Raw genomic sequence first — 24,403 nt, forward strand, 5'->3', positions numbered from 1 at the left:
CCTTCCACCCCGGAATTCGCGCCGCTTGAGCCAGCGGCTGGCCATTTAAAACGTTATAAATTCAGCAAGTCAAGCATTCCGCCATTTTGTATTTTAGCACCTTCGGAACCGTTTGAATTTACTGACTTATATAGCACACATTAGCTTTTGCAGTGCAGCAAACCATGCCGCAATGCGAGATTTAAAACGTTTTCATGATTCGATTGCCTAAGCGTTCGCACCACGTTACAAAACCCGCTCTCGCCCGCTTTCAGGATGACTAGCATTGGCCGATCCCTCCAAGCCCGCCCACCACGAAGACAGTGGCGCCGCCGCCAAACGCGGCAAGCCGACCCTTCGCACGATCGCGGAAATCACCGGCCTTGCGGTCACCACCGTTTCGCGCGCGCTCTCCGATGCGCCGCAGATTTCCATCGAGACCCGCAAACGGGTGCGCGAGGTCGCTGACGAGATCGGCTACTCGCCCGACCGCGCCGCCCAGCGCCTGAAGACCGGCCGCACCAACGTCATCGGCGTGCTGCTCGACCCGCATGAGGAAATCCTCGGCTACGGCACCTCGATCATGAGCGGTATCGCCAAGGCGCTGCAGGGCACGGCGTTTCACCTGATCGTCATGCCGAACTTCCTGAACTCGACCAATGTCGAAGCGGTCAACTACATCACCCGCAACGGCATGGCCGACGGCCTGATCTTCTCGCGCACCGAACCGCTCGATCCGCGCGTGCGGCTGCTCTCCGATCTGGGCTTTCCCTTCGTCACCCATGGGCGCACGGAGCTTTCGACCCCGCACCCTTACGTCGACTACGACAACTTCACCTTTTCCTATCAGGCAACGAAGCGCCTGATCGCCAAGGGCAGGCGCAAACCGGCGCTGATCAGCGGTCCGGCCGACTTCACCTTCGCCGGCCACCTGCAGCACGGCTTCATGACCGCCGTGCGCGAGGCTGGCTGCGCCTACGAGATCCTCTCGGGCATCGACCTCGACAGCCCCGCCGGCGCGATCCGCGACCGCATCCGCCAGCGCTACGCCGAGCCCGATCCGCCTGACAGCTTCATGTGCGGCGGCGAGGTCTGTGCGCTTGCGACCATCACCGGCATGAGCGATTGCGGGCTGACGCTCGGCCGCGAATACGACATCGTTGCCAAGCAGACCTCGCACCTCTTGAGCGCCATCCAGCCGCAGGTCGAGACGATCTACGAGGACCTGACCGCAACCGGCGAGGACATGGGCCGGGTGCTGCTGCAGAAGATCGGCGGCGAAAGCGACGTCAGCAAGCTGCAATTGCTGCTCTGTCCGCAGATCCCATCGAGCTTCGACGCGGCCGGCTAGGCGGGCGGAACGAGCGCAAAGGACGGCGCCGCGTGGCGCTGCCTTCTGCGTCTGGTTCCCGCCCTCGATCCGCATGGTCTCTCCTCCCGAGCTCCAGTCTTAACGCGGCATCCACCAGCCGGTGCGCGCGCCCATATGCATGTTGAGTGTCTTCGTCTCGGTGTAGTCTTCCACCGCGTGCCGGCCGAGCTCGCGACCAAGACCGGATTGCCGGTAGCCGCCAAAGGGAAGCTCCGACGCACCATCCATGAAGGTGTTCATCCAGATGGTGCCGGCGCGCACGCGGCGGCCGATCGCCAGGCAGGTGTCGAAATCGCGGCTCCACACACCGGCCGAAAGGCCATAGTCGATCGCATTGGCGATGCGGATCGCCTCTTCCGTCGTCTCGAAAGTCAAGACGGAAAGAACCGGGCCGAACACTTCTTCACGCGCCACTGCCATGTCGGGCCGGACGGAAGAAAGGATCGTCGGCGCCATGAACTGGCCCATGCCGAGATCGAGCGCCGTGCCGCCATGGGCAACCGCTGCCCCTTCCTTCGACGCGGCAGAAACATAGCCGGCAATCTTTTCCAGGTGCTGTGGCGTAACGATCGCGCCGACCTGGGTTTCCGGGTCGAGCGGATCGCCGACCTTGACCTTGGCCGAAAGCTCGGCGATGCGGCGCGTCACCTCGTCGGCGATGTCGCGGTGCAGAATCAGACGCGAGCCGGCATTGCAGCATTCGCCGGCGTTGAAATAGGCGCCGAATACGGCGGCATCGATGAACTCGTCGAGATTGGCGTCCGGGAAGACGATCTGCGGGTTCTTGCCGCCGAGCTCCAGCGACACCTTCTTGAGGGTCTGTGCGGCATTGGCCATGGTGAGGCGACCGACACCGGTCGAGCCAGTGAAGGATACCATGTCGACATCCGGATGTGTCGTCATCGGCGCACCGACCTCGGGACCCGTGCCGGTGATGATGTTGACGACTCCAGCGGGAACGCCGGCGGCTTCCAGGATTTCGCCGAGCAGCAGCGTCGAGGCGGAGGTCAGCTCCGACGGCTTGACGACCGTGGTGCAGCCGGCAGCAAGCGCAAACGGCAGCTTCTGGCTGACGATCAGGAAGGGGAAGTTCCAGGGCGTGATGATCGAGACGACACCAATCGCCTCGCGCAGCACGACGCCGAGCGTGCCATCGCCAAGCGTGTTATAGCTTTCGCCGTGCAGATCGCGGGCGAGAGCGGCGGCGTAGCGCCAGATATCGGCAGCACCGCCGAGTTCACCCTTGGCCTGGCTGATCGGCTTGCCGGATTCGATCGCGTCGAGATAGGCAAGCTCGTCGGCGCGCTCGGCGATGATGTCAGCGGCACGCAGCAGCACCAGCGAGCGCTGCGATGCGGTCATGCGCGGCCAGGCGCCCTCGTCGAAGGCACGGCGGGCGGCGGCGATCGCCTTTTCGGCGTCGACTTTCGTGCCCGCCTGATAGCGGCTGACGACGACGCCATGGCCCGGCGCCACGCGCTCGATCGTGCGCCCTTCGGCACTGTCCACCCATTTGCCGTCGATCAGCATCTGGAAGGCACGGACCTTGTGGCCTTCGATCGGCTTGGGTTTCACGAGCACGGTCATTACCATTCTCCCTTGAATTGGGCTTCACGCTTCTCGGTGAAGGCGGCGACGCCTTCCTTGAGGTCTCCGGTCTTGGCGACAAGGATCGAGCCGAGCGCTTCGACCGCCGCGCCATTGTCTTCGCCATTTGCCGAAGCGATCATCAGTTTCGAAATTTCAAGCGCCGCGGGACCACGTTTGGCGACACGCGCGGCGTAGTCGCGAGCAGCCGCGAGAACCGTTCCGGTCTCGACGACGGCATCGACCAGACCTTCCTTCAGGGCAGCCTCGGCCGTAAACATCTCGCCGCCGAGCACCATACGCCTGACGATCTGCGCGCCGAAGCGGGAGACCAGCCGCTGTGTGCCCGACCAACCGGGCACCATGCCGAGGCTCGTCTCCGGCAGGCCGATCTTGATTTGGGCCTCGGCCAGGCGGATATCGGCAGCGGCGGCAAGTTCTAGCCCGCCGCCGAGCGCGTGGCCATTGAGGGCGGCGATGACAGGCATGCGCAAGGTCGCCAGCCGCTCGAACACGCGGTGGCCGAAACGCACCCAGTCATGACCGAACTCGGGCGCGTCCATGCCGCCCCAGGCCTTGATGTCGCCGCCGGCGGAAAATGCCTTGCCTTCGCCGGTGAGAATGACGACGCGCACGTTGCGATCGCCCTCGACCGTGTCACAGGCAGAGGCCAATGCCTTCAGCATGTCGATGTCGAAGGCATTGAGCTTTTCCGGACGGGCGACCGTCATGGTCGCGATCGGCCCATCCACCTCGATGCGGATGCGTCCCTCAGCCACGATCGCCTCCCCCAATCTTGCGCATCGGCTTCTTCGGCAATTCGAGACCGATCAGGGCGTCCTGGAACAGCGCGGCGTCCATGGTCTTGAGTTTGTCGGAAACGATCAGCGGGAACTCGGACTGGTCGAGAATATGCGCCTGCAGATCGACGCCCGGCGCGATCTCCGTCAGCATCACGCCCTCAGGCGTCAGCTTCATCACGCAGCGCTCGGTCACATAGGTGATGTCCTGGCCCTGCTCGATGCCGCGACGGCCGGAGAAGGTGACGTGTTCGACCTCGTTGACCAGCTTCTTCAGCTTGCCTTCCTTTTCGATCATCAGCTTGCCGTCGGCGATCGCGAGCTTGGCGCCGGCATTGAACATGCCGGAAAAGACGATCTTCTTCGCCCGTGCAGTGATGTCGACGAAGCCACCGGCACCGGCCGTCACATGCGGGCGGAAGGAGAGCTTCGAGACGTTGACCGAACCATGACGGTCGATCTCGAGGAACGAGAGCAGCGAGGCATCGAAGCCGGCACCCTGGAAGTAGGTGAACTGATAGGGCGAAGGCATGAAGGCATCGGCATTCGAGGCGCAGCCGAAGGCGAAGTCCAAGAGCGGCACGCCGCCGACGGCGCCCTGCTCGATCACCCAGGTGACGGCACCATGCAGCCCCTCTTCGAGCAGGATGCGCGGCACGTTGGCCGAGATGCCGAAGCCGAGATTGACGGCGCTGCCGGCCTGCAGTTCCTGCGCCACGCGACGGGCAATCACCTTCTGGATGTTGAACTCCGGCACACGGAAACTGTCGAGCGGCCGGAAGATCTCGCCCGAGATCGCCGGATCGTAAAGCGTCTGGGTCGTCTGCTTCTGGTCGGGATCGACGATGACGTAGTCCACCAGCACGCCCGGCACGCGCACGTCATGGGGCTTCAGCGACCCTTCCTTGGTGATGCGCTTGACCTGGGCAATGACGATGCCGCCATTGTTGCGGGCGGCGAGCGCCTGGTCGAGACCGCCGAGATAGGCGCCCTCATGCTCATAGGTAAGGTTGCCGCGTTCGTCCGCCGTCGTCGCACGGATGATCGCCACCTGAGGCGCGATCGCCTTGAAATACAGCCAGTCCTCGCCCTCGAAGGAGACTTTCTTCACGACAGGCTCGGCCGCAGCCGAGGCGTTCATCGCGCAGCCTTCGCGCGCCGGGTCGACGAAGGTGTCGAGACCGACCTTGGTCATCACACCCGGTCGCTTGGCCGCGGCTTCGCGATGCATGTCGAAGAGAATGCCCGAGGGGATGTTGTAGGCGGCCACTTCGTCTGAACCGATCATCTGCCAGATCAGCGGTGGTTCCGCGCTCGACGGACCGGAAGGATAGGAGCCGCCGATGATCCTTTTCAGCAGGCCCTTCTTGGCGATGTAGTCGACACCCTTGATGCCGCTCATGTCGCCGGCGGCGATCGGGTGCAGCGTGGTGAGATCGCGTGGGTGGCCGGTCGTCTCGAAGCGCTCGCCGATCGCCTTCAGCATCAGGTCCGGGCAACCGAGGCCGCTGGACGACGAGACGGAGACCACTGCGCCATCCGGGATCAGGGCAGCCGCTTCGGCCGGCGAGATATGCTTGTTCATCGACATCAGTTCAAAGTCCCGTTTCGATCGCCACCGCCTGGCCGGTCGCAGCCGCCTTGACCACGGCAAGGCCCGTTGCCAGCGACCAGACGCCATCTTCGCCCGTCGCCGAAGGACGGCCCTCGCCTCTGACGGCGGCATGGAAGGCGGAAAGTGCGGTTTCGTAGAGATTGCGATGATCGAGCGAGAGCTCGGTCTCACCATCGGCATTGCGCAGCGTCACGGTCCCAACCGGTCGCTGGGTCATGACCTTGCGCCCGATCAGCGAGCCCTCGGTGCCATGCACTTCGAGACCGGTGTCGGCGAAGCGCACGGTAAAGGCATCGTGGAATTGGGCGATGACACCGGAGCGGAAGTGGAGCACGCCCATGACGCCGTCCTCCAGACCTTCCTTGCCCATGCCGGCGCTGTGGCTGATGGCAACGGCTTCGATCGGGTCGTCATTGAGAATGAAGCGCAGCGTATCGGCATCGTGCACGGTGATGTCGAGGATCACGCCGCCGCCGGCATCCGGCCGCTCCAGCCGCCAGCCCTGGAGATGGGGCGGCAGATAGACCGCATGGAAGACGCGCGCGGCAATCGGCCGGCCGATCTTGCCGTCTGCGATCGCGTCGCGCATGGCCCGATGGGTGGCGGCATTGCGCAGGTGATGGTTGGTGGCGAGCACGACGCCGGCTTCTCGTGCCGCCGTCACCATTTCGCGCGCATCCTCAAGCGTCATCGCCAACGGCTTTTCGCAGAGCACATGCTTGCCGGCAGCGATCGCCGCCAGCGTCTGCTCGCGATGCAGTTCATTGGTGGTCGAGACATAGACGGCATCGACGTCGGGATCGTCGACCAGTTGCGCGACCGATGTTACCGACTTGGCGATGCCGTTCTCTTCGGCATAGGCAGCACCTCGTTCCGCGCTGGTGCTCATGACGGAGACAACCTCACCGCCGGCGGCGCGGATTGCGCCGATCACCCATTCGCGCGCAATCGTGCTTGCGCCGATCAGACCCCACCTCGTCATGCCAATGCCTCCCTTTTTCTCTCGACCGCAGCACCGCAGCTCTGGCGGACGACGAGACGGACCGAGCCGACGATGGCTTCGGGCTCCGCCTTGCCGGCCTTGATCTGCTTCAGCAGCAATTCGGCGGCGCGCTGGCCCATCCCTTGAGGATCGACGGAAACCGTCGTCAGTGCCGGCACGGCGGTCTTCGCCTCGATCACGTCGTCGAAGCCGATGACGGCAAAGTCGGCACCCGGCTCCAGCCGCCGCGCCCTGAGACCATCACAGACGCCAAAGGCAACCGCATCATTGAAGCACAGCGCTGCCGTCGGGCGGTCGGCGAGCATCATCGCCTGCTCCACAGCCGTTACCCCGCCGGCACGCGACGGCGCCGAACTGATGATCAATGCATCGGAGACCGGAATGCCGGCCTCGATGAGGGCATCGCGGTAGCCGCGCATGCGCGCCTCGAAGACGGCGGTATCCGGAAAGCCGCCGAGGAAGGCGATGCGCTGATGGCCGCGCTCGATCAAATGCCGCACGGCCGCCATGGCGCCGGCATGGTTGTCGGACGTCAGCGACGAAACTTGAGCGTCGGCAATGTCGCGCACCACCAGCACGACAGGAATGCCGCTGGCGACGAGCGGCGCAAGATCGGCAGCTTCCGTGCCGCGGGCCGGCGAGACAATCAGGCCGGACACACCGTGCTCGCGCATCGATGCGACCACTTCGCGCTGCCGCTCGATCTTTTCGCCGGTATTGGCGAGAAACTGCACGAAGCCGGCCGACTGCACGACCGTATCGACGCCGACAGCGAGCTCGGCAAAGAAGCTGTTGGTCAGATCGTTGACGACGATGCCAATGATCTTGGACTTCGCCTGGCGAAGGTTGGCGGCGCTGCGGTTATAGACGTAGCCGAGATCGCGAATGGCGGCATTGACCTTGGCGCGCGTCGCCTCGTTGACGAGCGAGCTGCCCTGGAGGACGAGCGACACGGTCGACTTCGACACGCCGGCGGCGCGCGCAATATCGATGACCGTTACCCTCTCCTTGACCACAGCATCCTCCCAATTCTCTCAGCCGCTTTCCTCCTTCATAATTGGAACGTTCCAATTTCGTCAAGAGATGGCTGATCACTTTTTTCACGTCGCCTGGCTTTGAGCAGGAACATCTGGCGTCTTCTGGTCGCGCTTTCCCATATCATATTCCATATTAATGCGCTGAAAAATAAAGATATTAACCAGAATCCGCGATTGTCGGAGGGAAGCGCGTCGTCATCCAAAATAGAATGCCGCTTGCCATTTGGAACGATCCAAAGTATTCCAAGACAAACTTCCGCGGAGGAGACCAACCCCCATGACTAGCCTGACGCTGCCGCGCCAAGACGGTTCGCTAGAAGAATACCGCCTGACGGGAACGCCGATCGCGCGGCCGCAGACGCCGCCGATCTTCAATCGCATTGCCTATGCCGCCGCCCATGTGGTCTCGGATCCGCTGCGCGATCTCGATCCCTGGGGCAAGCCGGCCATCGACTGGGATGCGACGATGGCCTTCCGTCACCACCTCTGGCGGCTCGGCTTCAAGATCGCCGAGGCGATGGATACCGCTCAGCGCGGCATGGGGCTTGCCTGGCCGGGCGCGCAGCAACTGATCCGCCGCTCGCTCGCCGAAGCGCGACAGGTCCCGGGTGCCGACCTCGCCTGTGGCGCCGGCACCGACCATCTGGCGCCGGCCGATACGCGATCGCTGGATGACGTGATTGCGGCCTATGAGGAACAGGTGGGCTTCGTCGAGGGTGAGGGGGGCAGGGCAATCATGATGGCCAGCCGGGCGCTTGCGCGCGTCGCCCGTTCCGCCGACGACTATCGCCACGTCTATGGACGCATTCTCGGCCAGATCAGGCACAAGGTGGTGCTGCACTGGCTCGGCGACATGTTCGACCCGCAACTCAAGGGCTACTGGGGCTCCGAAGACTTCGACCAGGCACTCGATACGGTGCTATCGATCATCGAAGCCAACCGCGACAAGGTGGAAGGCATCAAGATCTCGCTGCTCGACAACGCCAAGGAAGTGGCGCTCCGCAATCGCCTGCCGGACGGCGTTCTCTGCTTCACCGGCGACGACTTCAACTATGCGGAACTGATCGAGGGCGACGGCAACAGGTACAGCCATGCGCTTCTCGGTATCTTCGATGCGGTGGCACCCTCGGCCTCCACGGCGCTCGCAGCACTCGCGAGGAGCGATCTCGCCACTTTCCGCGGCGTGATCGAGCCGACCGTGCCCTTGTCGCGCAAGATCTTCGAGGCGCCGACGCAATATTACAAAGCCGGCGTCGTTTTCCTTGCCTGGCTAAACGGGCATCAGCGCCACTTCACCATGCCCGCCGGCATGCAATCCGCCCGCGGGGTGCTGCACTACGCCGACATCTTCCGCCTTGCCGACCGCGCCAATGTGCTCGACCGGCCGGACCTGGCGGCGCAGAGAATGAAAAGCCTGCTATCGACCCTCGGCGTGGACCAGGGCGCGTAAAAGAAACGGACGGCGCCCGGAGAGGGCGCCGTCGTCCTTGAAGCTGAAGCCGGGCAGGGACCGGTCGCGTGGTCAGAACGTAGCCGTCAGGCTCATCCAGAAGCGGCGGCCCTCCATCACGGTGTTGAAGTCCGTCTGCTCGACCTCCTTGTCGAAGAGATTATAGACGGCGGCATTCAGCGTCAGCCCCTCGCCGACATCGTATTTCGTGCCGATATCGACGGTCGTGTAGGCGTCGTACTTGCGCCCCTGCTGGCCGTTGATCGTCACCGGCTTGCCGTTGGTGCCGATGCGCGGGCCGGCGCCGATCTCTTCGCCATGATAGTTGACGGAGGCCCAGGCTTCGAGCCCTTCGACCGGCGTGTACCAGTCGGCCCTGAGATTGGCCATGTGCTCCGGCGTGCGCGCCAGCGCGAAGCCGGCGTAAGCTCCGGTCTTCTGCTCGGACTGGGTATAGGTGTAGCTGGCGCGCAGCGTCAGGTCGGCAGTCGCATTCCACGTCGCCGTCAGCTCGACGCCCTGAATGATCGCATCGTCGATATTGTAGTTATACCAGAGGCGGTAGTTCGGATCCTCGCTCCAGCGCATCGGATTGCCGGCCGAATCCAGCACCATGGAGTTGGAAATCTTGTCCCTGAAATCCGTGTAGAAATAGGTGCCGCCGAGAATGATGTCGCCATTGTCCCAGACGGCGCCGATTTCATAGCTGGTGCTCGATTCGGCCTTCAGGTTCGGATCGGCAATGATGACGCCGCAGGTGCCGGTCGGGCCGTAGGAGCAACCGCCGCCGCCGGTCGTATAGGCATAGCCCGGCGCGATGCTGCGGATATCGGGCGCGCGGAAGCCGGTGGAAATGCCGCCCTTCACCGTGACCATGTCGGTCGCGTTCCACACACCATAGATACGTGGGCTCACGTGGTAGCCGTACTCCTGGTGGTGATCGAGGCGCAGGGCGGTGGTCAGCGCGACGTCATCGAGCACGCGCCACTCGTCCTCGGCAAACAGCGCCCATTGCGTCGCCGAGAAGGTCTCGTTCAAGCCGGTACGTCGGCCCGGATTCTGGTCGGAAAGCCGCGCTTCGAAATACTGCCCGCCGGTCACCAGCGTGTGGCTGCCGCCGAGGTCAAACGGCGTGGTGAACTTGCCGTCGGTGACCGTGTTGCGCACCTCGGGCGCGCGTGGCTGCTTGTTGAAGCGACCGTCCGCCTGGCTGTAGTTGTAGTTCCGCCGCTCGGCCCACTCCTGCAGGATGGAGAAATCCGAAGTGGTCGGTCCCCAGCGCCCCGTATGGGAGAATGACCAATGATCGCGGTCATTGTCGTTGTAGGTGCTGACCGCGCGCGGCCCCGGCTCGATCGTCTTGCCGACATTGGCGTCACGGCGAAGCCGCGCGGTACCGCCTTCGAGGAAGAAGTCGTGATCCTCGTTCGGCGTATAGGAAAGCCGCGCCGTCAGGTCGTGCTCTTTCGAACCGGTGATGCCGGAGAGGAACCTGTCTTCGCTGCGCTTGAGGCCGCGACCCCAGATCTGGACGCCGAGGGTGTCCTTGAGGATCGGCCCGCTGGTGTAGAACGACAGTTGCCCTGAATTGCCGAAGCGCTTGTGTTGCTGCATCGTGCCGTCGGTCGTGACCGAGCCAGTCCAGGTGTCGGCGACCTTGCGGGTAATCACGTTGATGACGCCGCCCATGGCATCCGAACCATAAAGCGACGACATCGGACCGCGCACGATCTCGATGCGCTCGATCGCCGCTGCCGGTGGGATGAAGCTCTGCTCGAAACCGGAATTGCCGTTGGTACGCGCGTCGCGCGTGCTCTGGCGTTTGCCGTCGACGAGGATCAGGGTGTAGGAGCCGGGCAGACCGCGGATGAAGATGTCGCGCTCATTGGCGACGCCTGTGACCGCCACCCCTTGCGCGTCGCGCAATGCATCAGTCAGATCGCGAAACGAGCGCTTCTGCAGGTCTTCGCCCGAGATCACGGTCATGCTCGCCGGCGCTTCCTTGACATTCTGCTCGAAACCCGTCGCGGTCACCACGATCTGCTCGAGCTCGGTCACCTTGTCCTTCTCCTTAGCCTGCTGCGCCCCGGCCTCCGCGGGCACCGCCAGCGCCGTGCCGGCGAGGCAGGCGGAAACGAAACGACGTGACCATCCGGTCGAGCCGCGCTGTTTCCGCTGACCGGTCCGTTGCCGCCGATCATCGGTTTCCGTTGCCAGCCCCATCCGCTTCATCATCTTCGCCCCACATATATCTTGAGTAATGTACTCCACTTAGTTATTGGCGAAGGAGGCGGTCAACGACCCTGTTTTGGAATCGTTCTAAATTTGAATGGGCGCAAAACACGGCCTGCGAATATGCCGAACGAGACATGAGGGCGGCACTGGCATGGGCAAAGGAGCGGCGAACGAGACAGTCGAGGGGTCGGCCTCGAACGAACGCCAGACGGATCTGGGCAGGCTGCGTCTGCTCTTGGCGCTCGATGCGCTGCTCCGGGAAAACAGCGTCAGCCGCGCCGCAGCGAGCGTCGGACTGCAGCCCTCGGCGATGAGCCGCCTGCTCGGCCAATTGCGCGACGACTATGCTGATCCGCTGTTTCTGCGCACCGGTCATGGCCTGCGGCCGACACCGCTTGCCGAGTCGCTGCGACTGCGCGTGCGCGCTCTTGCCGCAGAGACCGAAGCCCTGCTTGGCGCAAAACCAAATGACGGCGGATCGACCGCTGCACAGACCGGGCACGCGGGCTGGGAAGGACGCCCCCTGACCGATGCGCCACCGCTGGCGGTCAGGCCGTGCCGCCTGCTCGAAGGCGAACCGGCACCGGAACAATTTGCTGCAAAACTCGCCGAGATCGGCGAAGACGCCGCCCCCGAACGGAGACTTGCGCGCTGCATCGCCACCGTCGGTACCGGCGCGGGCCGCAGCCGCCCCTTGAACGAAGGCGAGGCGGAGGACGCTTTGGCGATCATCCTTGCCGGCGAAGCGGACCCGGTGCAGATCGGCGCGCCGATGACAGTGCTGCACTATCGCGGGCCGACTGCGGTCGAGGTCGCCGGTTTCGTGCGCGCCATGCGCCGCCATGTCGGCGCTATCGAACCGGCAAGCGGCATCGCCGACCTCGACTGGCCCTGCTACCTTTCGCCGAAGTTGAAGACTGCCCCCTGGTTCCTGCATGCCGCGCGCCTCGTCGCAGAAGCCGGGCATCGCGTCGTGCTGCATGGGAACTTCGGTCAGGACAGCGAAGAGCGGCACAAGCTGGAGACCGCCGCTTCCGCAGCCGGCATCCCGATCTGCACGTCGATCACAGCGGCAAAGGCAACACTTGGAACCGCAGGGATCGCCTACCTGCCGCTGTCGGCGTTTGCGCCGCAGATCTATCGCTTGCTCGGACTCTATCGACTGATGGAGATGCGCATGCCGCTGAACGCCGCCATTCACCTCATCAATCCGATGGGCGGGCGGGCAAGCCTGCTCGGCGTTGCGAACCCTTCAAGCCGGACGCTCAGCCGAGACATCGCCATGCTGCTGGGGACCAAAGAGCTGACCATCCTCGGCAACACGCGCGACCACGCCGAGTTCACGCCCTATCGCCAAACGCCGGTGTTCCGCCTTGTCGGCGGTGAAGCCTGCGACCTCATCGTTCCCGCGACGATGGCACCACCGGCCGAACCGCGCACAGGCCTCAGCAGCCGCGAATACTGGCAGGCGGTCTGGACTGGGGCTGCCCGCGACGAGCGCGCCGAAACGATCATCATCACGACGACGGCATCCGCTCTCATCAGTCTGCGCAATCACGATGATTTCGATGCCGCCTGCGAAACGGCGAGGGCACTCTGGGGTAACCGGTCACGCCGGATGGCGTGACCGGAGGTTGGAGAAACTCAGGCTGCCAGGCCCTTCTTCGCCAGCATCGCATCCGGGCTCGGGAGCTTGCCACGGAAGGCCTTGTAGGCATCTTCCGGGTCGATCGAGCCGCCGACCGAATAGATGTTGTCCTTGAGACGGGCGGCCATGGCCGGATCGAAGGCATTACCGGTTTCCTCGAAGGCGGCGAAGGCGTCGGCATCGAGCACTTCCGACCACATGTAGGAATAGTAGCCGGCCGAGTAGCCGTCGCCCGAGAAAACGTGGAGGAAATGCGGGCTGCGGTGGCGCATGACGATGGATTTCGGCATGCCGATTTCATCGAGCTTCTTCGCCTCGAGCGCCATCGGCTCCGCCGTCACCTCGGCCGTGTGGTAGGCCATGTCGACCAGGGCGGAAGACGTGAACTCCACCGTGGCGAAGCCGGAGTTGAAGGTCCGGGCGGCGAGCACCTTGTCGAGCAGCGCCTGCGGCATCGGTTCTCCGGTCTGGTAGTGCACCGCGTAACGCTTGAGGATCTCTGGCACGGTCAGCCAATGCTCGTAGAGCTGCGACGGCAATTCGACGAAGTCGCGCGAGACGCCCGTGCCGGAAACCGAAGGATAGGTGACGTTGGATAGCATGCCATGCAACGCGTGGCCGAACTCGTGGAAGAGCGTGCGGGCATCGTCGAGCGAGAGCAGTGCCGGTTTACCCTCGGCGGGCTTGGCGAAATTGCAGACGTTGTAGATGATCGGCAGTTCGCCCTCGGCCCCGTTCTTCAGTTTCAGCTTGTGCTGCGACTGGAACGAGCTCATCCACGCGCCGGAGCGCTTCGACGGCCGAGCGAAATAGTCGCCGAGGAAGAGCGCCACCAGCTTGCCGGATGCGTCCTTGATCTCGAAGACACGCACATCGGGATGGTAGGCGGCAATACCCTTCTTCTCCGTGGCTGTAATGCCGAACAGGCGCGTGGCAACGTCGAAACAGGCCTCGATGATCTTTTCCAGCTGCAGATAGGGCTTGAGTTCGCCTTCGGAGAAATTGAACTTCTCGGCCCGGAGCTTCTCGGCGTAGTGGCGCCAGTCCCAGGGCATGACGTCGTGATTACGCCCCTCGTCGGCAACGAGCCTCGCAAGCTCCGCCTCCTCCTCGCGGGCACGAGTGACGGCCTTTTCCCAGACCTGCATCAGGAGACCGTTCACGGCATCAGGCGTCTTCGCCATGGTGTCGTCGAGCTTCAGAGACGCGAAATTCTCATAGCCGAGCAGCTTCGCCTTTTCCGCGCGCAGCGCCAGCATCTCGGCGATGAGCCCGCGATTGTCGGTGTCACCACCGTTTTCGCCGCGCGCGATCCAGGCCCGGAAGGCCTGTTCCCGAAGCTCGCGACTGTCAGAGAAGGTCAGGAACGGTTCGATGATCGAGCGCGAAAGGGTGACCGCGTATTTTCCCTTCTGGCCGCGATCCTCGGCCACCGCTGCCATGGCGTCGCGCAAGAAATCGGGCAGACCGGCGAGTTGTTCCTCACTCTCCAGAAACAGAACCCAGCTCTTCTCGTCTGCAAGCACGTTCTGCCCGAATTTCGCGCCGATACCGGCAAGCTTCTCGTTGATCGCTGCCAGCCGCTCCTGCTCGGGCTTATCGAGCTTGGCGCCGGACTTGACGAAACCCTTCCAGTGACGCTCGAGCACACGCGTTGCTTCAAGATCGAGCCCCAGGGACTGGCGGCCTTCCCATAGCGTGTCGATGCGCTTGAACAGCGCAGCATTCATGCCGATCTTCGAATAGTGCCGCGACATCTTCGGCGCGATGTCCCGTTCCAGCGCCTGGATCGCCTCGTTGGTGTCGGCCCCGGCCTTGTTCCAGAAGATCGAGGACACCCGCGACAGTGCATCGCCGGCAATTTCGAGAGCGACGATGGTGTTCTCGAAGGTCGCAGCAGCGGAATTCTCGGCAATCGCGTCGATCTCCGCCTCATGCTCGCGAAAGGCCGCGTCGAAAGCCGGCGCGAAATCCTCGTCCTTCACCAGATCGAAACGCGGCAGGCCCTCGTGGCCTGTCCATGAGGTGAGCGCGGGATTGAGCGGGGTGCTGGTGGTCATCAGAAATCCTTTCGCATGCGATCCGGCTCAAGACCGGGGGAGGGGCCGCCGACCTATGACATCAGGACACGGCGAAAATGAAGGTGGTTGTCGCCAGGGATGCCGTCAAGGCTTGCGCAGACCAAGTAGGCCAGGGGCGGCATGCCAGATGGCCTGGACGGCGAAGCCCATGAACAGGAGACCGGAGAGTCTGACGATTGCCAGTTCGTGGCGTCGGTAGAAACGCCGGACCACAGAGGTGCCGATGATGACGATCAGGATCAGGTCGGCAACGAGAAAGCCGATGAGCGAAACGCCAAGCAGCGCCGGCAGCGCGTTGAACTCAAGCGCGTTGGCCGAGCTGGCAAGCAGCGCCGTGAAGGTTGCAAGCGCCACCGGATATCCCTTGGGATTGGTGAGCCCAAAGATCAGACCGCGCCTTAAGGGACGTTCGACGGTCAGGAGTGCCCGGTTCTCGCCCGCCGGCCTCGCGCGGAGTGCCGTCCAGCCGATCCAGCCGAGATAGGCACCGCAGAACAGGCCGAGAATATCGAAGATCGTCGTGCCGACCGAACGCGCGCCGACGATCGCGACCAGCGCCAAGGTCGACCAGAGAACGTCCCCGGCGAGATGCCCGCCCATGAACAGCGCACCTGCCTTGCGCCCCTGGCCAGCGCCGATACCGAGCAGCGCCAGAAACGCCGGTCCGGGAATAAGGACATAGGAAAGGGCGGCGAGAAAGGCTCCGATCAGCAGCGTCTCGGACATGGCGGGTTCCCGGTTGTGTTGCCCGCATTCGATCCGGAGGCGCCGATTCCGTCAAGAGGAAAGCAAGGCACTCGATGCCGACGGTTGCAGCAGGGAAGCGGAGAAGGCGACCTGCCCCGCTCCCCATGCTCCATGTGTGGCGAATGCTGAGGCCGTCACCGTCCGCGACCGCGACCGCGACCGATAAAGGTCAGAGCATCGATGGTCGCCTGCAGCATCGCCGTTACGGCGCGGATGAATTTCCGCATGATTGCGTTCCTCTCCCGGTGGGTGAGCCTGCCCTCGGGCACGCTCGCACCGGCAGCATTCCATCTACCTGCGCAACCGCCTGTTTCTCCGGGAACGCACGGTCACGCCAGGCGCACAATTCTTTCGTCGCAATGATTTCCCTCGACACGAAGTTGCGCTAGAACGCGGCCGAGTTTTCCCCCCGCGAGAAGGACTATCCATGACTGTGCGCAACCTCTTCCTTCTGCCCGGCGACGGCATCGGCCCGGAAGCCATGGCGGAAGTCCGCAAGATCATCGCCTACATGAACGCCGAGCTTGGTGCCGGCTTCGTGACCGACGAGGGCCTGGTCGGCGGTTCGGCCTATGACGCCCACGGCCAGGCGATCTCGGAAGAGGACATGGCAAAGGCGCTCGCCGCCGATGCGGTGCTGTTTGGCGCCGTCGGCGGTCCGAAGTGGGATGCGGTGCCCTATGAGGTGCGCCCGGAAGCGGGTCTGCTTCGCCTGCGCAAGGACCTGCAGCTGTTTGCCAACCTGCGTCCGGCGATCTGCTATCCGGCGCTTTCGGCCGCCTCGTCGCTGAAGCCGGAGCTGGTCGAGGGCCTCGACATCCTGATCGTGCGCGAACTGACCGGCGGCGTCTATTTCGGCGAACCGAAGGAGATCATCGATCTCGGCAACGGCCAGAAGCGCGGCATCGACACCCAGGTCTACGACACCTACGAGATCGAGCGCATCGCCGGCGTCGCCTTCGAGCTGGCCCGCACCCGTAACAACCGCGTCTGCTCGATGGAAAAGCGCAACGTCATGAAGTCGGGCGTCTTGTGGAACCAGGTGGTGACCGAGACGCACAAGGCGAAATACGCCGACGTCCAGCTCGAGCACATGCTGGCCGATGCCGGCGGCATGCAGCTGGTGCGCCAGCCCAAGCAGTTCGACGTCATCGTCACCGACAACCTGTTCGGCGACATGCTGTCGGACGTGGCCGCGATGCTCACCGGTTCGCTCGGCATGCTGCCGTCGGCCTCGCTCGGTGCGCCGGACGGTGTCAGCGGCAAGCGCAAGGCGCTCTACGAGCCGGTGCATGGCTCGGCACCCGACATTGCCGGCAAGGGCATTGCCAACCCGATCGCCATGATCGCGTCGTTTGCCATGTGCCTGCGTTACTCCTTCAACCTCACGAAGGAAGCCGACAATCTGGAAAAGGCGATCGCCAACGTGCTCGACCAGGGCATCCGCACCGGCGACATCATGGCCGAAGGCGCACGCCAGGTCGGCACCACGGAAATGGGCGACGCCATTCTCGCCGAGTTCAAGGTGCTGTCGGCGTAACCGACGAACAGCCGCCGAAGGCGTCGACATGACGCCAGCAGGTAACCTGGAAAACAAACACCTCCGGAACCCATCCGGAGGTGTTTTGCGTTTCATGGCCTTGAATTTGCCAAACGAACCGACACATCGGGAGAAGAAACGGCCGAGGTCATATGGTGCACGACAACGCGCTACAGACGGCCCAAGAACAAGCGATGCCGCACGACCTGCAAGGCGGTGAGGCAGGATGGGAGTTTCATGAACCGACCACTTGCGGCCACCGGATGGATCATGCTGACGACAGTCGTCCTCGTGTTCGCGCTCATCCCGCTGGACCCTTTTCTGTCGCAGCGGGCGCAAGGCCTGCCAGACAGCATCGTCACCTTCAACGAAAGGATCACCGATTTCGGGACTTTCGGCTGGATGATCTATCTTTCCGGCGCCATCCTTGCGGGAGCCTTCGTGCTGCACCGGGCGGCCAGCCAGGGGCCACTTCGGCAGAAGGCGCGCACCGCCCGCGATCTTGCCGCCTACTTCCTGCTGACGATCGGCACTGCCAGCGCACTGGTGCATACGCTGAAGTTCTTTATCGGCCGGGCCCGGCCGGTACTGTTCGCCGAACTCGGCGCCTACAGCCTGACGCCGTTTGCCACCAGCAATCTCTATGAAAGCTTTCCATCTGGTCATTCGACCGCGGCCGGCGCCTTCTTCGGCGTCTTCGCCATGTTGCTACCGAGGTTCAGGCCACTCTTCCTGGTCCTGGCGCTGACGATCGGCGTTTCCCGCGTCATCGTCGGCGCGCACTATCCGAGCGACGTCGCCGCCGGGCTGCTGCTCGGCCTATGGACATCGGTGATGGTGGCGTTTCTCTTCGCCAGATACGGCCGGCTGTTTCATCTCGGCCCAGGCGGATGGCCACTCGTCGGACAAAGCCACCCGACCAATAAAAAGCCGGCGCGGAAGGCCGCGCCGGAGTCAGGAGAGCCATAGAGCTCGGGGAAGAGTTGGTGCACTCCCGGGAAATGTGCTCCCGGGAGCGCATGACTGCAGTCCTAGTCCATCGCGTGGATGTCGCGATCCTTCGTTTCCGGCAGGAACAGGAGGCCGATGACCAGCGTGATGCCTGCAAAGACGATCGGGTACCAGAGACCGTAGTAGATATCGCCCTGGGCCGCGCTCATGGCGAAGGCCGTTGCCGGGAGCAGGCCGCCGAACCAGCCGTTGCCAATGTGGTAGGGCAGCGACATGCCGGTGTAGCGGATGCGGGTCGGGAACAGTTCCACCAGCAGCGCTGCGATCGGGCCGTAGACCATCGTCACATAGATGACGAGCACGGTCAGAACCGCAATGATCGTCGTCCAGTTGACGTTGGCCGGATCCGCCACCATCGCGTAGGTGCCACCGCCGGCGATCGTGTAGACGGCCATTTCGGTCGCAGTGCCGACTTCATCCTTCGTCAGCAGCTTGTCGGCCACGAGCTTGTCGGCCGGAACCATGGTCTTCTCGCCGCTGCGGACGGCAGCGGCGTCAAGCGCCAGTTCCGGATTGGCGGCAACAAAGCCGTCAAGCTTGGATTCCGGAACCTTGGCGGCACCACGAACCAGCGGGTAGCCGGCATCGTGGAGGGCCATGTTGACCTGCTTTTCGAAGGCGCCATTGGCAGCCTTGGCACCATCGCCTGCAGCAACCGCGTCGTAGCTGTTGATCGTCGTTTCGCCGACCTTGACCGTCGCGGCCGTACCCGCGGCGGCCGTCGTCACGACGTCATAGGGTACCGAGTTCTTGGTGAGGAACGCGGTTGCGATATCGCACGAGGTGGTGAACTTCGCCGTACCCGTCGGGTTGAACTGGAATTTGCAATCGCCGGGAGCCGCGGTGACCGTTGCGCGAACGGTTGCCTGAGCCTGAGCGAGTGCCGGGTTACCGGCCCAGGTCAGCGCCTTGAACAGCGGGAAGTAGGTGAGCATGGCAAGCAGCAGGCCGGCCATGATGATCGGCTTGCGGCCGATCTTGTCGGAGAGCCAGCCAAAGAACACGAAGAAGCCCGTGCCGATCAAGAGCGAAATGGCAACCATGATGTTGGCCGACTGCCCGTCGACCTTGAGCACGCCGGTCAGGAAGAACAGCGCATAGAACTGGCCGGAGTACCAGACGACGGCCTGGCCGACGACGGCGCCGAAGAGCGCCAGTAGCGCGATCTTGGCGTTCTTCCACTGGCCGAAAGCTTCCGACAGCGGCGCCTTGGAGGTCTTGCCCTCTTCCTTCATCTTCTTGAAGGCCGGCGATTCGTTCATTTTCAGGCGGATCCAGACGGAAATACCGAGAAGAACGCACGACAGAAGGAACGGAATGCGCCAGCCCCAGGCGGCGAAGGCTTCCTTGCCGAGGGCGAACTGCACGAGCAGGATCACCACCAGCGACAGGAACAGGCCGAGCGTTGCCGTGGTCTGGATCCATGAGGTGAAGTAACCGCGGCGCCCATTCGGCGCATGCTCGGCCACATAAGTTGCGGCACCGCCATATTCACCGCCGAGCGCCAGACCCTGCAGCATGCGCAGCGCGATGAGCAGAATCGGTGCGGCGATGCCGATCGAGGCTGCACCTGGCAGGATGCCGACCAGGAAAGTCGACAGGCCCATGATCAGAATCGTCACGAGGAAGGTGTATTTGCGGCCGACGAGGTCACCCAGGCGACCGAAGACCAGAGCGCCGAACGGGCGAACCAGGAAGCCCGCGGCAAAAGCCAGAAGCGCGAAGATGTTCCGCGTCGTTTCCGGATAGGAGCTGAAGAAGGTCGCGCCGATGTAAACGGCGAGCGAACCGTAGAGATAGAAGTCGTACCATTCGAACACGGTACCAAGCGACGAGGCGAAGATGACCTTCTTCTCCTCACCGGTCATCGGACGCGTTTTTGCGTCGTCCGCTGTCGCGACATTTGCCATTTTGTTTATCCTCCACTCCAAAACAGCTTGTTGGAGCGCCCATTGGCTGGTCCGGCATTCCTCCCAAGAATGTCCGGACGTGGTGCGCCTGGTGAAGAGGATGTCAGAAAAGCGACCGCGCAGGCAGAGATGCTTTCGGCTTATGACTTTCGTCTAATGCGGCGATCGACCGCGGAGAGCCGTCCCCGAAGGCCGCGGCGCGGCGCGGCGTCTTGACTCTTCTTCAAAACCGCGTAAGAGCAGCGTCGAACGAGGAAATCACCGCCATGCGACCGATCGGTCCAGCCATCGCTGCTTTGATCCTGCCGGCTCTTGCCGCGGGGCAGGATGTCGATTTTTCGTTCGCTTGCAAAACAACGGCCAAAACGACGACGAAAACCGTCTGACGTCTCTGGCCCTCCGCTCTCTCCCCGGTTTGGCCGGGGACAGGAACCCTCGCGGCAGATCGCGCGGCTTCCCCCTCACCCGACGAGGAGAGACAGAAAAGAGAGCTTAGATCATGGGTTTCAAGATTGCAGTTGCAGGCGCCACCGGCAATGTCGGCCGGGAGATGCTGAACATCCTTTCCGAACGCGGCTTTCCCGCGGATGAAGTGGTCGCGCTTGCTTCCGCCCGCTCCCAGGGCACGGAAGTCTCCTTCGGCGACAAGACCCTCAAGGTCAAGAACCTCGAAAACTACGATTTCTCCGATACCGACATCTGCCTGATGTCTGCCGGCGGCGCCGTATCGCTGAAGTATTCGCCGAAGATCGGCCAGCAGGGCTGCGTCGTCATCGACAACTCTTCAGCCTGGCGCTACGACGCCGAGGTACCGCTGATCGTGCCGGAAGTGAACCCGGACGCGATTGCGCAGTTCACCAAGAAGAACATCATCGCCAACCCGAATTGCTCGACCGCCCAGCTCGTCGTCGCGCTGAAGCCGCTGCACGACCACGCCAAGATCAAGCGCGTCGTCGTCTCGACCTACCAGTCGGTTTCCGGCGCCGGCAAGGACGGCATGGATGAGCTCTTCAACCAGACCCGCGCCGTCTTCGTCGCCGATCCGATCGAATCGAAGAAGTTCACCAAGCGCATCGCCTTCAACGTCATCCCGCACATCGACGTGTTCATGGAAGACGGCTACACGAAGGAAGAGTGGAAGGTGCTGGCCGAAACCAAGAAGATGCTCGACCCGAAGATCAAGGTGACCTGCACGGCCGTGCGCGTTCCCGTCTTCATCGGCCATTCGGAATCGGTCAACATCGAGTTCGAAAACGAGATCACCGCAGACGAGGCACGCGACATCCTGCGCGAGGCACCGGGTTGCCTGGTCGTCGACAAGCATGAAAACGGCGGCTACGTCACGCCGTACGAATGCGCCGGCGAAGACGCGACCTACATCTCGCGCATCCGCGAAGACGCAACGGTCGAAAACGGCCTCAACCTGTGGGTCGTCTCCGACAACCTGCGCAAGGGTGCCGCACTGAACGCGATCCAGATTGCCGAGCTTCTGGTCAACCGCGGTCTCATCAAGCCGCGCAAGCAGGCCGCCTGAAAACGGCAATTGAGCAATTCGCTCCCGCCAAGCCCATTCGGGCTTGGCGGGTTTCCTGTTTCACGATCGCGGCCGTTTCGCCCGGCTTCACGTGAAACCACGAAAAAGTTACCGCCGCCTCCGGCAGGTGACACGGCCGGCGAAGGCTGGCATTTTTGAAAGCAATGAGATTCGGGCTATGACGGGGTATTTCATGCACAGGGCAAAGTGCGTAGCGGTGGGGCTTGCTGCCCTGGTTTCGACTGCAGTTTTTCCGGCGGTGGCATCCGCCGCCCAATGCGGCAATGACGGAAGCGGATTTGCTGCCTGGGTGCAGAACTTCAAGCAGGAAGCCTCCGGCAACGGCATCAGCCCCCAGGTGCTCGACCGTGCGCTCTCCGGCGTCTCCTACAACAAGGCGACGATCCGTGCCGACCGCGGCCAGAAGAGCTTCAAGCTTTCGCTCGACCAGTTCATGCAGAAGCGCGGCGGTCAGACGATCATTTCCCGCGGCAAGAAGATGAAGCAGCAGAATGCAGCGCTCTTCACCAGCATTGAACGCCGCTTCGGCGTGCCGGCCGGCCCGCTGATCGCGATCTGGGGCATGGAAACCGGCTTTGGCGGCTTCATGGGCAAGGAGCATACGCTCTCGGCCGTCTCGACGCTCGCCTATGACTGCCGCCGCTCGGACTACTTCACCGACCAGCTCTACGCCGCCCTGCAGCTCGTGCAGCGCGGTGATCTGAGCCCCGATGCACGCGGCGCGGCGCACGGCGAGATCGGCCAGACCCAGTTCCTTCCGGCCAACGTCCTGAAGTACGGGGTCGATGGCGACGGCAACGGCCACATCGACATGGTTCGCTCCAAGGCCGACGCGCTGGCCTCGACCGCCAACTTCCTGCGTGGCCATGGCTGGCAGCCGGGTGCCGGGTATCAGCCAGGCCAGGCGAATTTTGGCGCTATCCAGGGCTGGAACGCGGCGACCGTCTACCAGCAGGCAATCGCCATCATCGGCGCCGAGATCGACGGTCTCTGATCGAATCCCATTCGCGCATCTCTCCGGATGCACGATGCCTTTCGGAAGATTGCAAAGCCCGGATCGACGATCCGGGCTTTTTTGCTGGTTACATGCCCGGGCGGGAGAAGTCGCCGGTCGTCGGATCCATGACCCAGAGTTCGCCGGTCGAGATGTCGAACCAGGCGCCGTGCAGATGCAGCTTGCCCTTGGCCTCGAGGATCTGAACGCAAGGGAAGGTGCGCAGGTTGGCAAGCGAGTTGCGGATCGAAACCCGTTCGAGCGCACGCTGCCGTTCCGCCTGGGTCATGACGTCGTTGCTCTGGATCTGCTCGGCGGCAGGCTTCAGGAGGTTCATCCAGCGACCGATGAAATCGCCCGGCGACAAGGGCTCGGCATCCGGATCGAGCGCCGCCTTGATACCGCCGCAGCGGCCATGTCCCATCACGACAATGTCGCTGACGCGCAGCGACTGCACGGCGAACTCGAGCGCGGCCGACGTCGAATGGTAATGTCCATCCGGCTCGTATGGCGGCATCAGATTGGCAACGTTGCGCACGACGAAGAGTTCGCCCGGCCCGCTATCGAAGACAGTTTCAGGTGCTGCCCGCGAGTCGCAACAGGCGACAACCATCGTCCTCGGCTTCTGGCCGGTTTCCGCCAGCGCCTTGTAGCGCTTCTGCTGTTCGCTGAAGCGGCCGTTCATGAAGTTGTGGTAGCCGTTCAGAAGGTGGTCCGGAAAACGCTGCTGCTGCTTGTCCATCGATTACTCCGCTGCTGCTTCGAGCGGGATGAGCGGAATTCCGCCCGCATCACGCCCCGCCATGAAAATCATCATGACCTAAAGTTCAATCCACGATGCCACAAGGGCTGCTGCCCATGAACAGTTTCTTCTATTTGCGCCGGATCTGATTCGGATGCACCAGGCGGCGCATCTGCACCATCGCCATCGGCGTCGACAGGCTCGAAGCGTCCTGCTCGATCGTCAACTCGTCGGCGCCGCGCTTCACGCTTCGCGCGATGATTTCGAACACGCTTGCGGTCGCCATCTGCAAGGCGCGCTCTTCCGACAGCCCTTCCAGAAGCCGCGCCAGAAACACGGCAGTCAGCAGGTCGCCGGTGCCATTCGGCGGGTTCTCGACCAGCCGATGCTCGGCGAGTAGCGCGTGATTGCCCGATAGGAAGAGATTGCCGGTACCGCCGCTCATCATCGGCACCGCTGATGTCACCAGCACGCGGGCCGGACCGAGGCCGAGGGCGGCATCGAGGATCGCCGTATTCGTTTCCAGCGTCGCGCCGGCGAGCCATGCGAGCTCGAAGCGGTTCGGTGTCGCCAGGTTGGCAAGCGGCAGCAGCTGGTCGCGAATGGCCGTTGCGGTTGCCTCCGGAACATAGAGCCCGCCGGCATCGCCGATGACGGGATCGCAGGCGTAGATCAGCTTGGGACTGCGCTCCCTGAGAGCTGTCACCAGCCGCGCGACGCCTTCAGCCTGGCCGGGCGAGCCGAGATAGCCCGAAAGCACAGCGCGCACCTCGCCAACCCACGGCGCGGCGATGAGATCGTCAATCACGGACTGGAAGTCCGCATCCGAAATGGTGACGCGGGTGGAGCGCCCGTGTCCGGGATGCCAGGGAAGAATGACCGTCGGCAGTGCCCACACCGGATGCCCCAGCGTCTCCAACGCGAACACCGCAGCCCGGTTGCCGACCTTGCCACGCACGACATGGCTCGAGATGACGATGACGGCGCCGGGCAGGGAGGGCATTTCGGGCATCGACGAGTCCAATCCTTCGGTCTAGAAACTCTGATCACCCGACTGTCACCGCCCTGTCAACAGGCGATGGCAGATAGGTCCGGTG

Annotated in this window: 18 protein-coding genes; 7 read left to right on the plus strand and 11 right to left on the minus strand. The window is 63.3% G+C overall.

Translation table 11 applies throughout. The annotated features are described in order from the left end of the window. The first annotated feature begins 265 nt into the window (after positions 1 to 265). Positions 266 to 1,330: a LacI family transcriptional regulator gene (locus PWG15_RS18215; protein WP_275021930.1), complete on the plus strand. Its 1,065-nt coding sequence runs from the start codon at positions 266 to 268 to the stop codon at positions 1,328 to 1,330. A 99-nt stretch (positions 1,331 to 1,429) separates the two neighbouring features. Here PWG15_RS18215 and PWG15_RS18220 read toward each other — a convergent pair whose 3' ends face one another. From PWG15_RS18220 to PWG15_RS18240, 5 genes are read right to left on the minus strand one after another with little or no spacing between them, the layout of a single operon-like run. Beyond that, positions 1,430 to 2,938: an aldehyde dehydrogenase family protein gene (locus PWG15_RS18220; RefSeq protein ID WP_275021931.1), complete on the minus strand. Its 1,509-nt coding sequence runs from the start codon at positions 2,936 to 2,938 to the stop codon at positions 1,430 to 1,432. Beyond that, positions 2,938 to 3,669 (minus strand): enoyl-CoA hydratase/isomerase family protein, encoded by a 732-nt coding sequence (locus tag PWG15_RS18225; RefSeq protein ID WP_275024455.1) that lies wholly within the window; start codon positions 3,667 to 3,669, stop codon positions 2,938 to 2,940. The genes PWG15_RS18220 and PWG15_RS18225 overlap by 1 nt, the downstream gene beginning before the upstream one ends. 40 nt (positions 3,670 to 3,709) lie before the next feature. Further along, complete coding sequence (locus PWG15_RS18230) at positions 3,710 to 5,329, minus strand: acyl CoA:acetate/3-ketoacid CoA transferase (RefSeq protein ID WP_275021932.1); 1,620 nt, start codon at positions 5,327 to 5,329, stop codon at positions 3,710 to 3,712. 4 nt (positions 5,330 to 5,333) lie between these two features. Further along, positions 5,334 to 6,335, minus strand: coding sequence for a Gfo/Idh/MocA family protein (locus PWG15_RS18235; RefSeq protein ID WP_275021933.1), 1,002 nt, complete (start codon positions 6,333 to 6,335; stop codon positions 5,334 to 5,336). After that, positions 6,332 to 7,372, minus strand: a complete 1,041-nt coding sequence (locus tag PWG15_RS18240; protein WP_275021934.1) for a LacI family DNA-binding transcriptional regulator — start codon at positions 7,370 to 7,372, stop codon at positions 6,332 to 6,334. The genes PWG15_RS18235 and PWG15_RS18240 overlap by 4 nt, the downstream gene beginning before the upstream one ends. 298 nt (positions 7,373 to 7,670) lie before the next feature. Here PWG15_RS18240 and PWG15_RS18245 point away from each other — a divergent pair, with 298 nt between their 5' ends. Continuing rightward, positions 7,671 to 8,843, plus strand: coding sequence for a dihydrodipicolinate synthase family protein (locus PWG15_RS18245; protein WP_275021935.1), 1,173 nt, complete (start codon positions 7,671 to 7,673; stop codon positions 8,841 to 8,843). A 72-nt stretch (positions 8,844 to 8,915) separates the two neighbouring features. Here PWG15_RS18245 and PWG15_RS18250 read toward each other — a convergent pair whose 3' ends face one another. Then, positions 8,916 to 11,078: a TonB-dependent receptor domain-containing protein gene (locus PWG15_RS18250; protein ID WP_275021936.1), complete on the minus strand. Its 2,163-nt coding sequence runs from the start codon at positions 11,076 to 11,078 to the stop codon at positions 8,916 to 8,918. A 151-nt stretch (positions 11,079 to 11,229) separates the two neighbouring features. Between PWG15_RS18250 and PWG15_RS18255 the strand changes: the two genes are divergently transcribed. After that, complete coding sequence (locus PWG15_RS18255; protein WP_275021937.1) at positions 11,230 to 12,705, plus strand: glycosyl transferase family protein; 1,476 nt, start codon at positions 11,230 to 11,232, stop codon at positions 12,703 to 12,705. Positions 12,706 to 12,722: 17 nt separating this feature from the next. Here PWG15_RS18255 and PWG15_RS18260 read toward each other — a convergent pair whose 3' ends face one another. Beyond that, positions 12,723 to 14,786, minus strand: a complete 2,064-nt coding sequence (locus tag PWG15_RS18260; protein ID WP_275021939.1) for a M3 family metallopeptidase — start codon at positions 14,784 to 14,786, stop codon at positions 12,723 to 12,725. 105 nt (positions 14,787 to 14,891) lie between these two features. Next, positions 14,892 to 15,533, minus strand: coding sequence for a LysE family translocator (locus tag PWG15_RS18265; protein WP_275021941.1), 642 nt, complete (start codon positions 15,531 to 15,533; stop codon positions 14,892 to 14,894). A gap of 448 nt (positions 15,534 to 15,981) precedes the next feature. Between PWG15_RS18265 and leuB the strand changes: the two genes are divergently transcribed. After that, positions 15,982 to 17,094, plus strand: coding sequence for a 3-isopropylmalate dehydrogenase (gene leuB, locus PWG15_RS18270; protein ID WP_275021942.1), 1,113 nt, complete (start codon positions 15,982 to 15,984; stop codon positions 17,092 to 17,094). Positions 17,095 to 17,331: 237 nt separating this feature from the next. Next, on the plus strand, positions 17,332 to 18,063 hold the full coding sequence (locus PWG15_RS18275) for a phosphatase PAP2 family protein (protein ID WP_275021943.1): 732 nt from the start codon (positions 17,332 to 17,334) through the stop codon (positions 18,061 to 18,063). A 62-nt stretch (positions 18,064 to 18,125) separates the two neighbouring features. Here the strand turns inward: PWG15_RS18275 and PWG15_RS18280 are convergent, their stop codons facing one another. Further along, positions 18,126 to 20,015: an MFS transporter gene (locus PWG15_RS18280; RefSeq protein ID WP_275021944.1), complete on the minus strand. Its 1,890-nt coding sequence runs from the start codon at positions 20,013 to 20,015 to the stop codon at positions 18,126 to 18,128. Positions 20,016 to 20,514: 499 nt separating this feature from the next. On the opposite strand from PWG15_RS18280, the gene PWG15_RS18285 reads away from it, so the two are divergent. Next, positions 20,515 to 21,549, plus strand: a complete 1,035-nt coding sequence (locus PWG15_RS18285; RefSeq protein ID WP_034800169.1) for an aspartate-semialdehyde dehydrogenase — start codon at positions 20,515 to 20,517, stop codon at positions 21,547 to 21,549. A gap of 193 nt (positions 21,550 to 21,742) precedes the next feature. Next, entirely contained in the window at positions 21,743 to 22,564 is an 822-nt protein-coding gene (locus PWG15_RS18290) for a lytic murein transglycosylase (protein WP_275021949.1), read from the plus strand. Positions 22,565 to 22,652: 88 nt separating this feature from the next. Here PWG15_RS18290 and PWG15_RS18295 read toward each other — a convergent pair whose 3' ends face one another. Beyond that, positions 22,653 to 23,306: a carbonic anhydrase gene (locus tag PWG15_RS18295; protein ID WP_275021951.1), complete on the minus strand. Its 654-nt coding sequence runs from the start codon at positions 23,304 to 23,306 to the stop codon at positions 22,653 to 22,655. 130 nt (positions 23,307 to 23,436) lie between these two features. After that, positions 23,437 to 24,318, minus strand: coding sequence for a pyridoxal kinase PdxY (gene pdxY, locus PWG15_RS18300; RefSeq protein ID WP_275021953.1), 882 nt, complete (start codon positions 24,316 to 24,318; stop codon positions 23,437 to 23,439). Between the last annotated feature and the right edge of the window lie 85 nt (positions 24,319 to 24,403).

This window comes from Ensifer adhaerens, assembly GCF_028993555.1.
GTDB lineage: Bacteria > Pseudomonadota > Alphaproteobacteria > Rhizobiales > Rhizobiaceae > Ensifer > Ensifer adhaerens_I.

Bases quoted from the DNA above. Each gene is read 5' to 3' on its own strand.
- PWG15_RS18220 (WP_275021931.1), bottom strand. From the start codon at position 2,938: ATGACCGTGCTCGTGAAACCCAAGCCGATCGAAGGCCACAAGGTCCGT.
- PWG15_RS18225 (WP_275024455.1), bottom strand. From the start codon at position 3,669: ATGACGGTCGCCCGTCCGGAAAAGCTCAATGCCTTCGACATCGACATG.
- PWG15_RS18230 (WP_275021932.1), bottom strand. From the start codon at position 5,329: ATGTCGATGAACAAGCATATCTCGCCGGCCGAAGCGGCTGCCCTGATC.
- PWG15_RS18235 (WP_275021933.1), bottom strand. From the start codon at position 6,335: ATGACGAGGTGGGGTCTGATCGGCGCAAGCACGATTGCGCGCGAATGG.
- PWG15_RS18245 (WP_275021935.1), top strand. From the start codon at position 7,671: ATGACTAGCCTGACGCTGCCGCGCCAAGACGGTTCGCTAGAAGAATAC.
- PWG15_RS18250 (WP_275021936.1), bottom strand. From the start codon at position 11,078: ATGATGAAGCGGATGGGGCTGGCAACGGAAACCGATGATCGGCGGCAA.
- PWG15_RS18255 (WP_275021937.1), top strand. From the start codon at position 11,230: ATGGGCAAAGGAGCGGCGAACGAGACAGTCGAGGGGTCGGCCTCGAAC.
- PWG15_RS18260 (WP_275021939.1), bottom strand. From the start codon at position 14,786: ATGACCACCAGCACCCCGCTCAATCCCGCGCTCACCTCATGGACAGGC.
- PWG15_RS18265 (WP_275021941.1), bottom strand. From the start codon at position 15,533: ATGTCCGAGACGCTGCTGATCGGAGCCTTTCTCGCCGCCCTTTCCTAT.
- leuB (WP_275021942.1), top strand. From the start codon at position 15,982: ATGACTGTGCGCAACCTCTTCCTTCTGCCCGGCGACGGCATCGGCCCG.
- PWG15_RS18275 (WP_275021943.1), top strand. From the start codon at position 17,332: ATGAACCGACCACTTGCGGCCACCGGATGGATCATGCTGACGACAGTC.
- PWG15_RS18280 (WP_275021944.1), bottom strand. From the start codon at position 20,015: ATGGCAAATGTCGCGACAGCGGACGACGCAAAAACGCGTCCGATGACC.
- PWG15_RS18285 (WP_034800169.1), top strand. From the start codon at position 20,515: ATGGGTTTCAAGATTGCAGTTGCAGGCGCCACCGGCAATGTCGGCCGG.
- PWG15_RS18290 (WP_275021949.1), top strand. From the start codon at position 21,743: ATGCACAGGGCAAAGTGCGTAGCGGTGGGGCTTGCTGCCCTGGTTTCG.
- PWG15_RS18295 (WP_275021951.1), bottom strand. From the start codon at position 23,306: ATGGACAAGCAGCAGCAGCGTTTTCCGGACCACCTTCTGAACGGCTAC.
- pdxY (WP_275021953.1), bottom strand. From the start codon at position 24,318: ATGCCCGAAATGCCCTCCCTGCCCGGCGCCGTCATCGTCATCTCGAGC.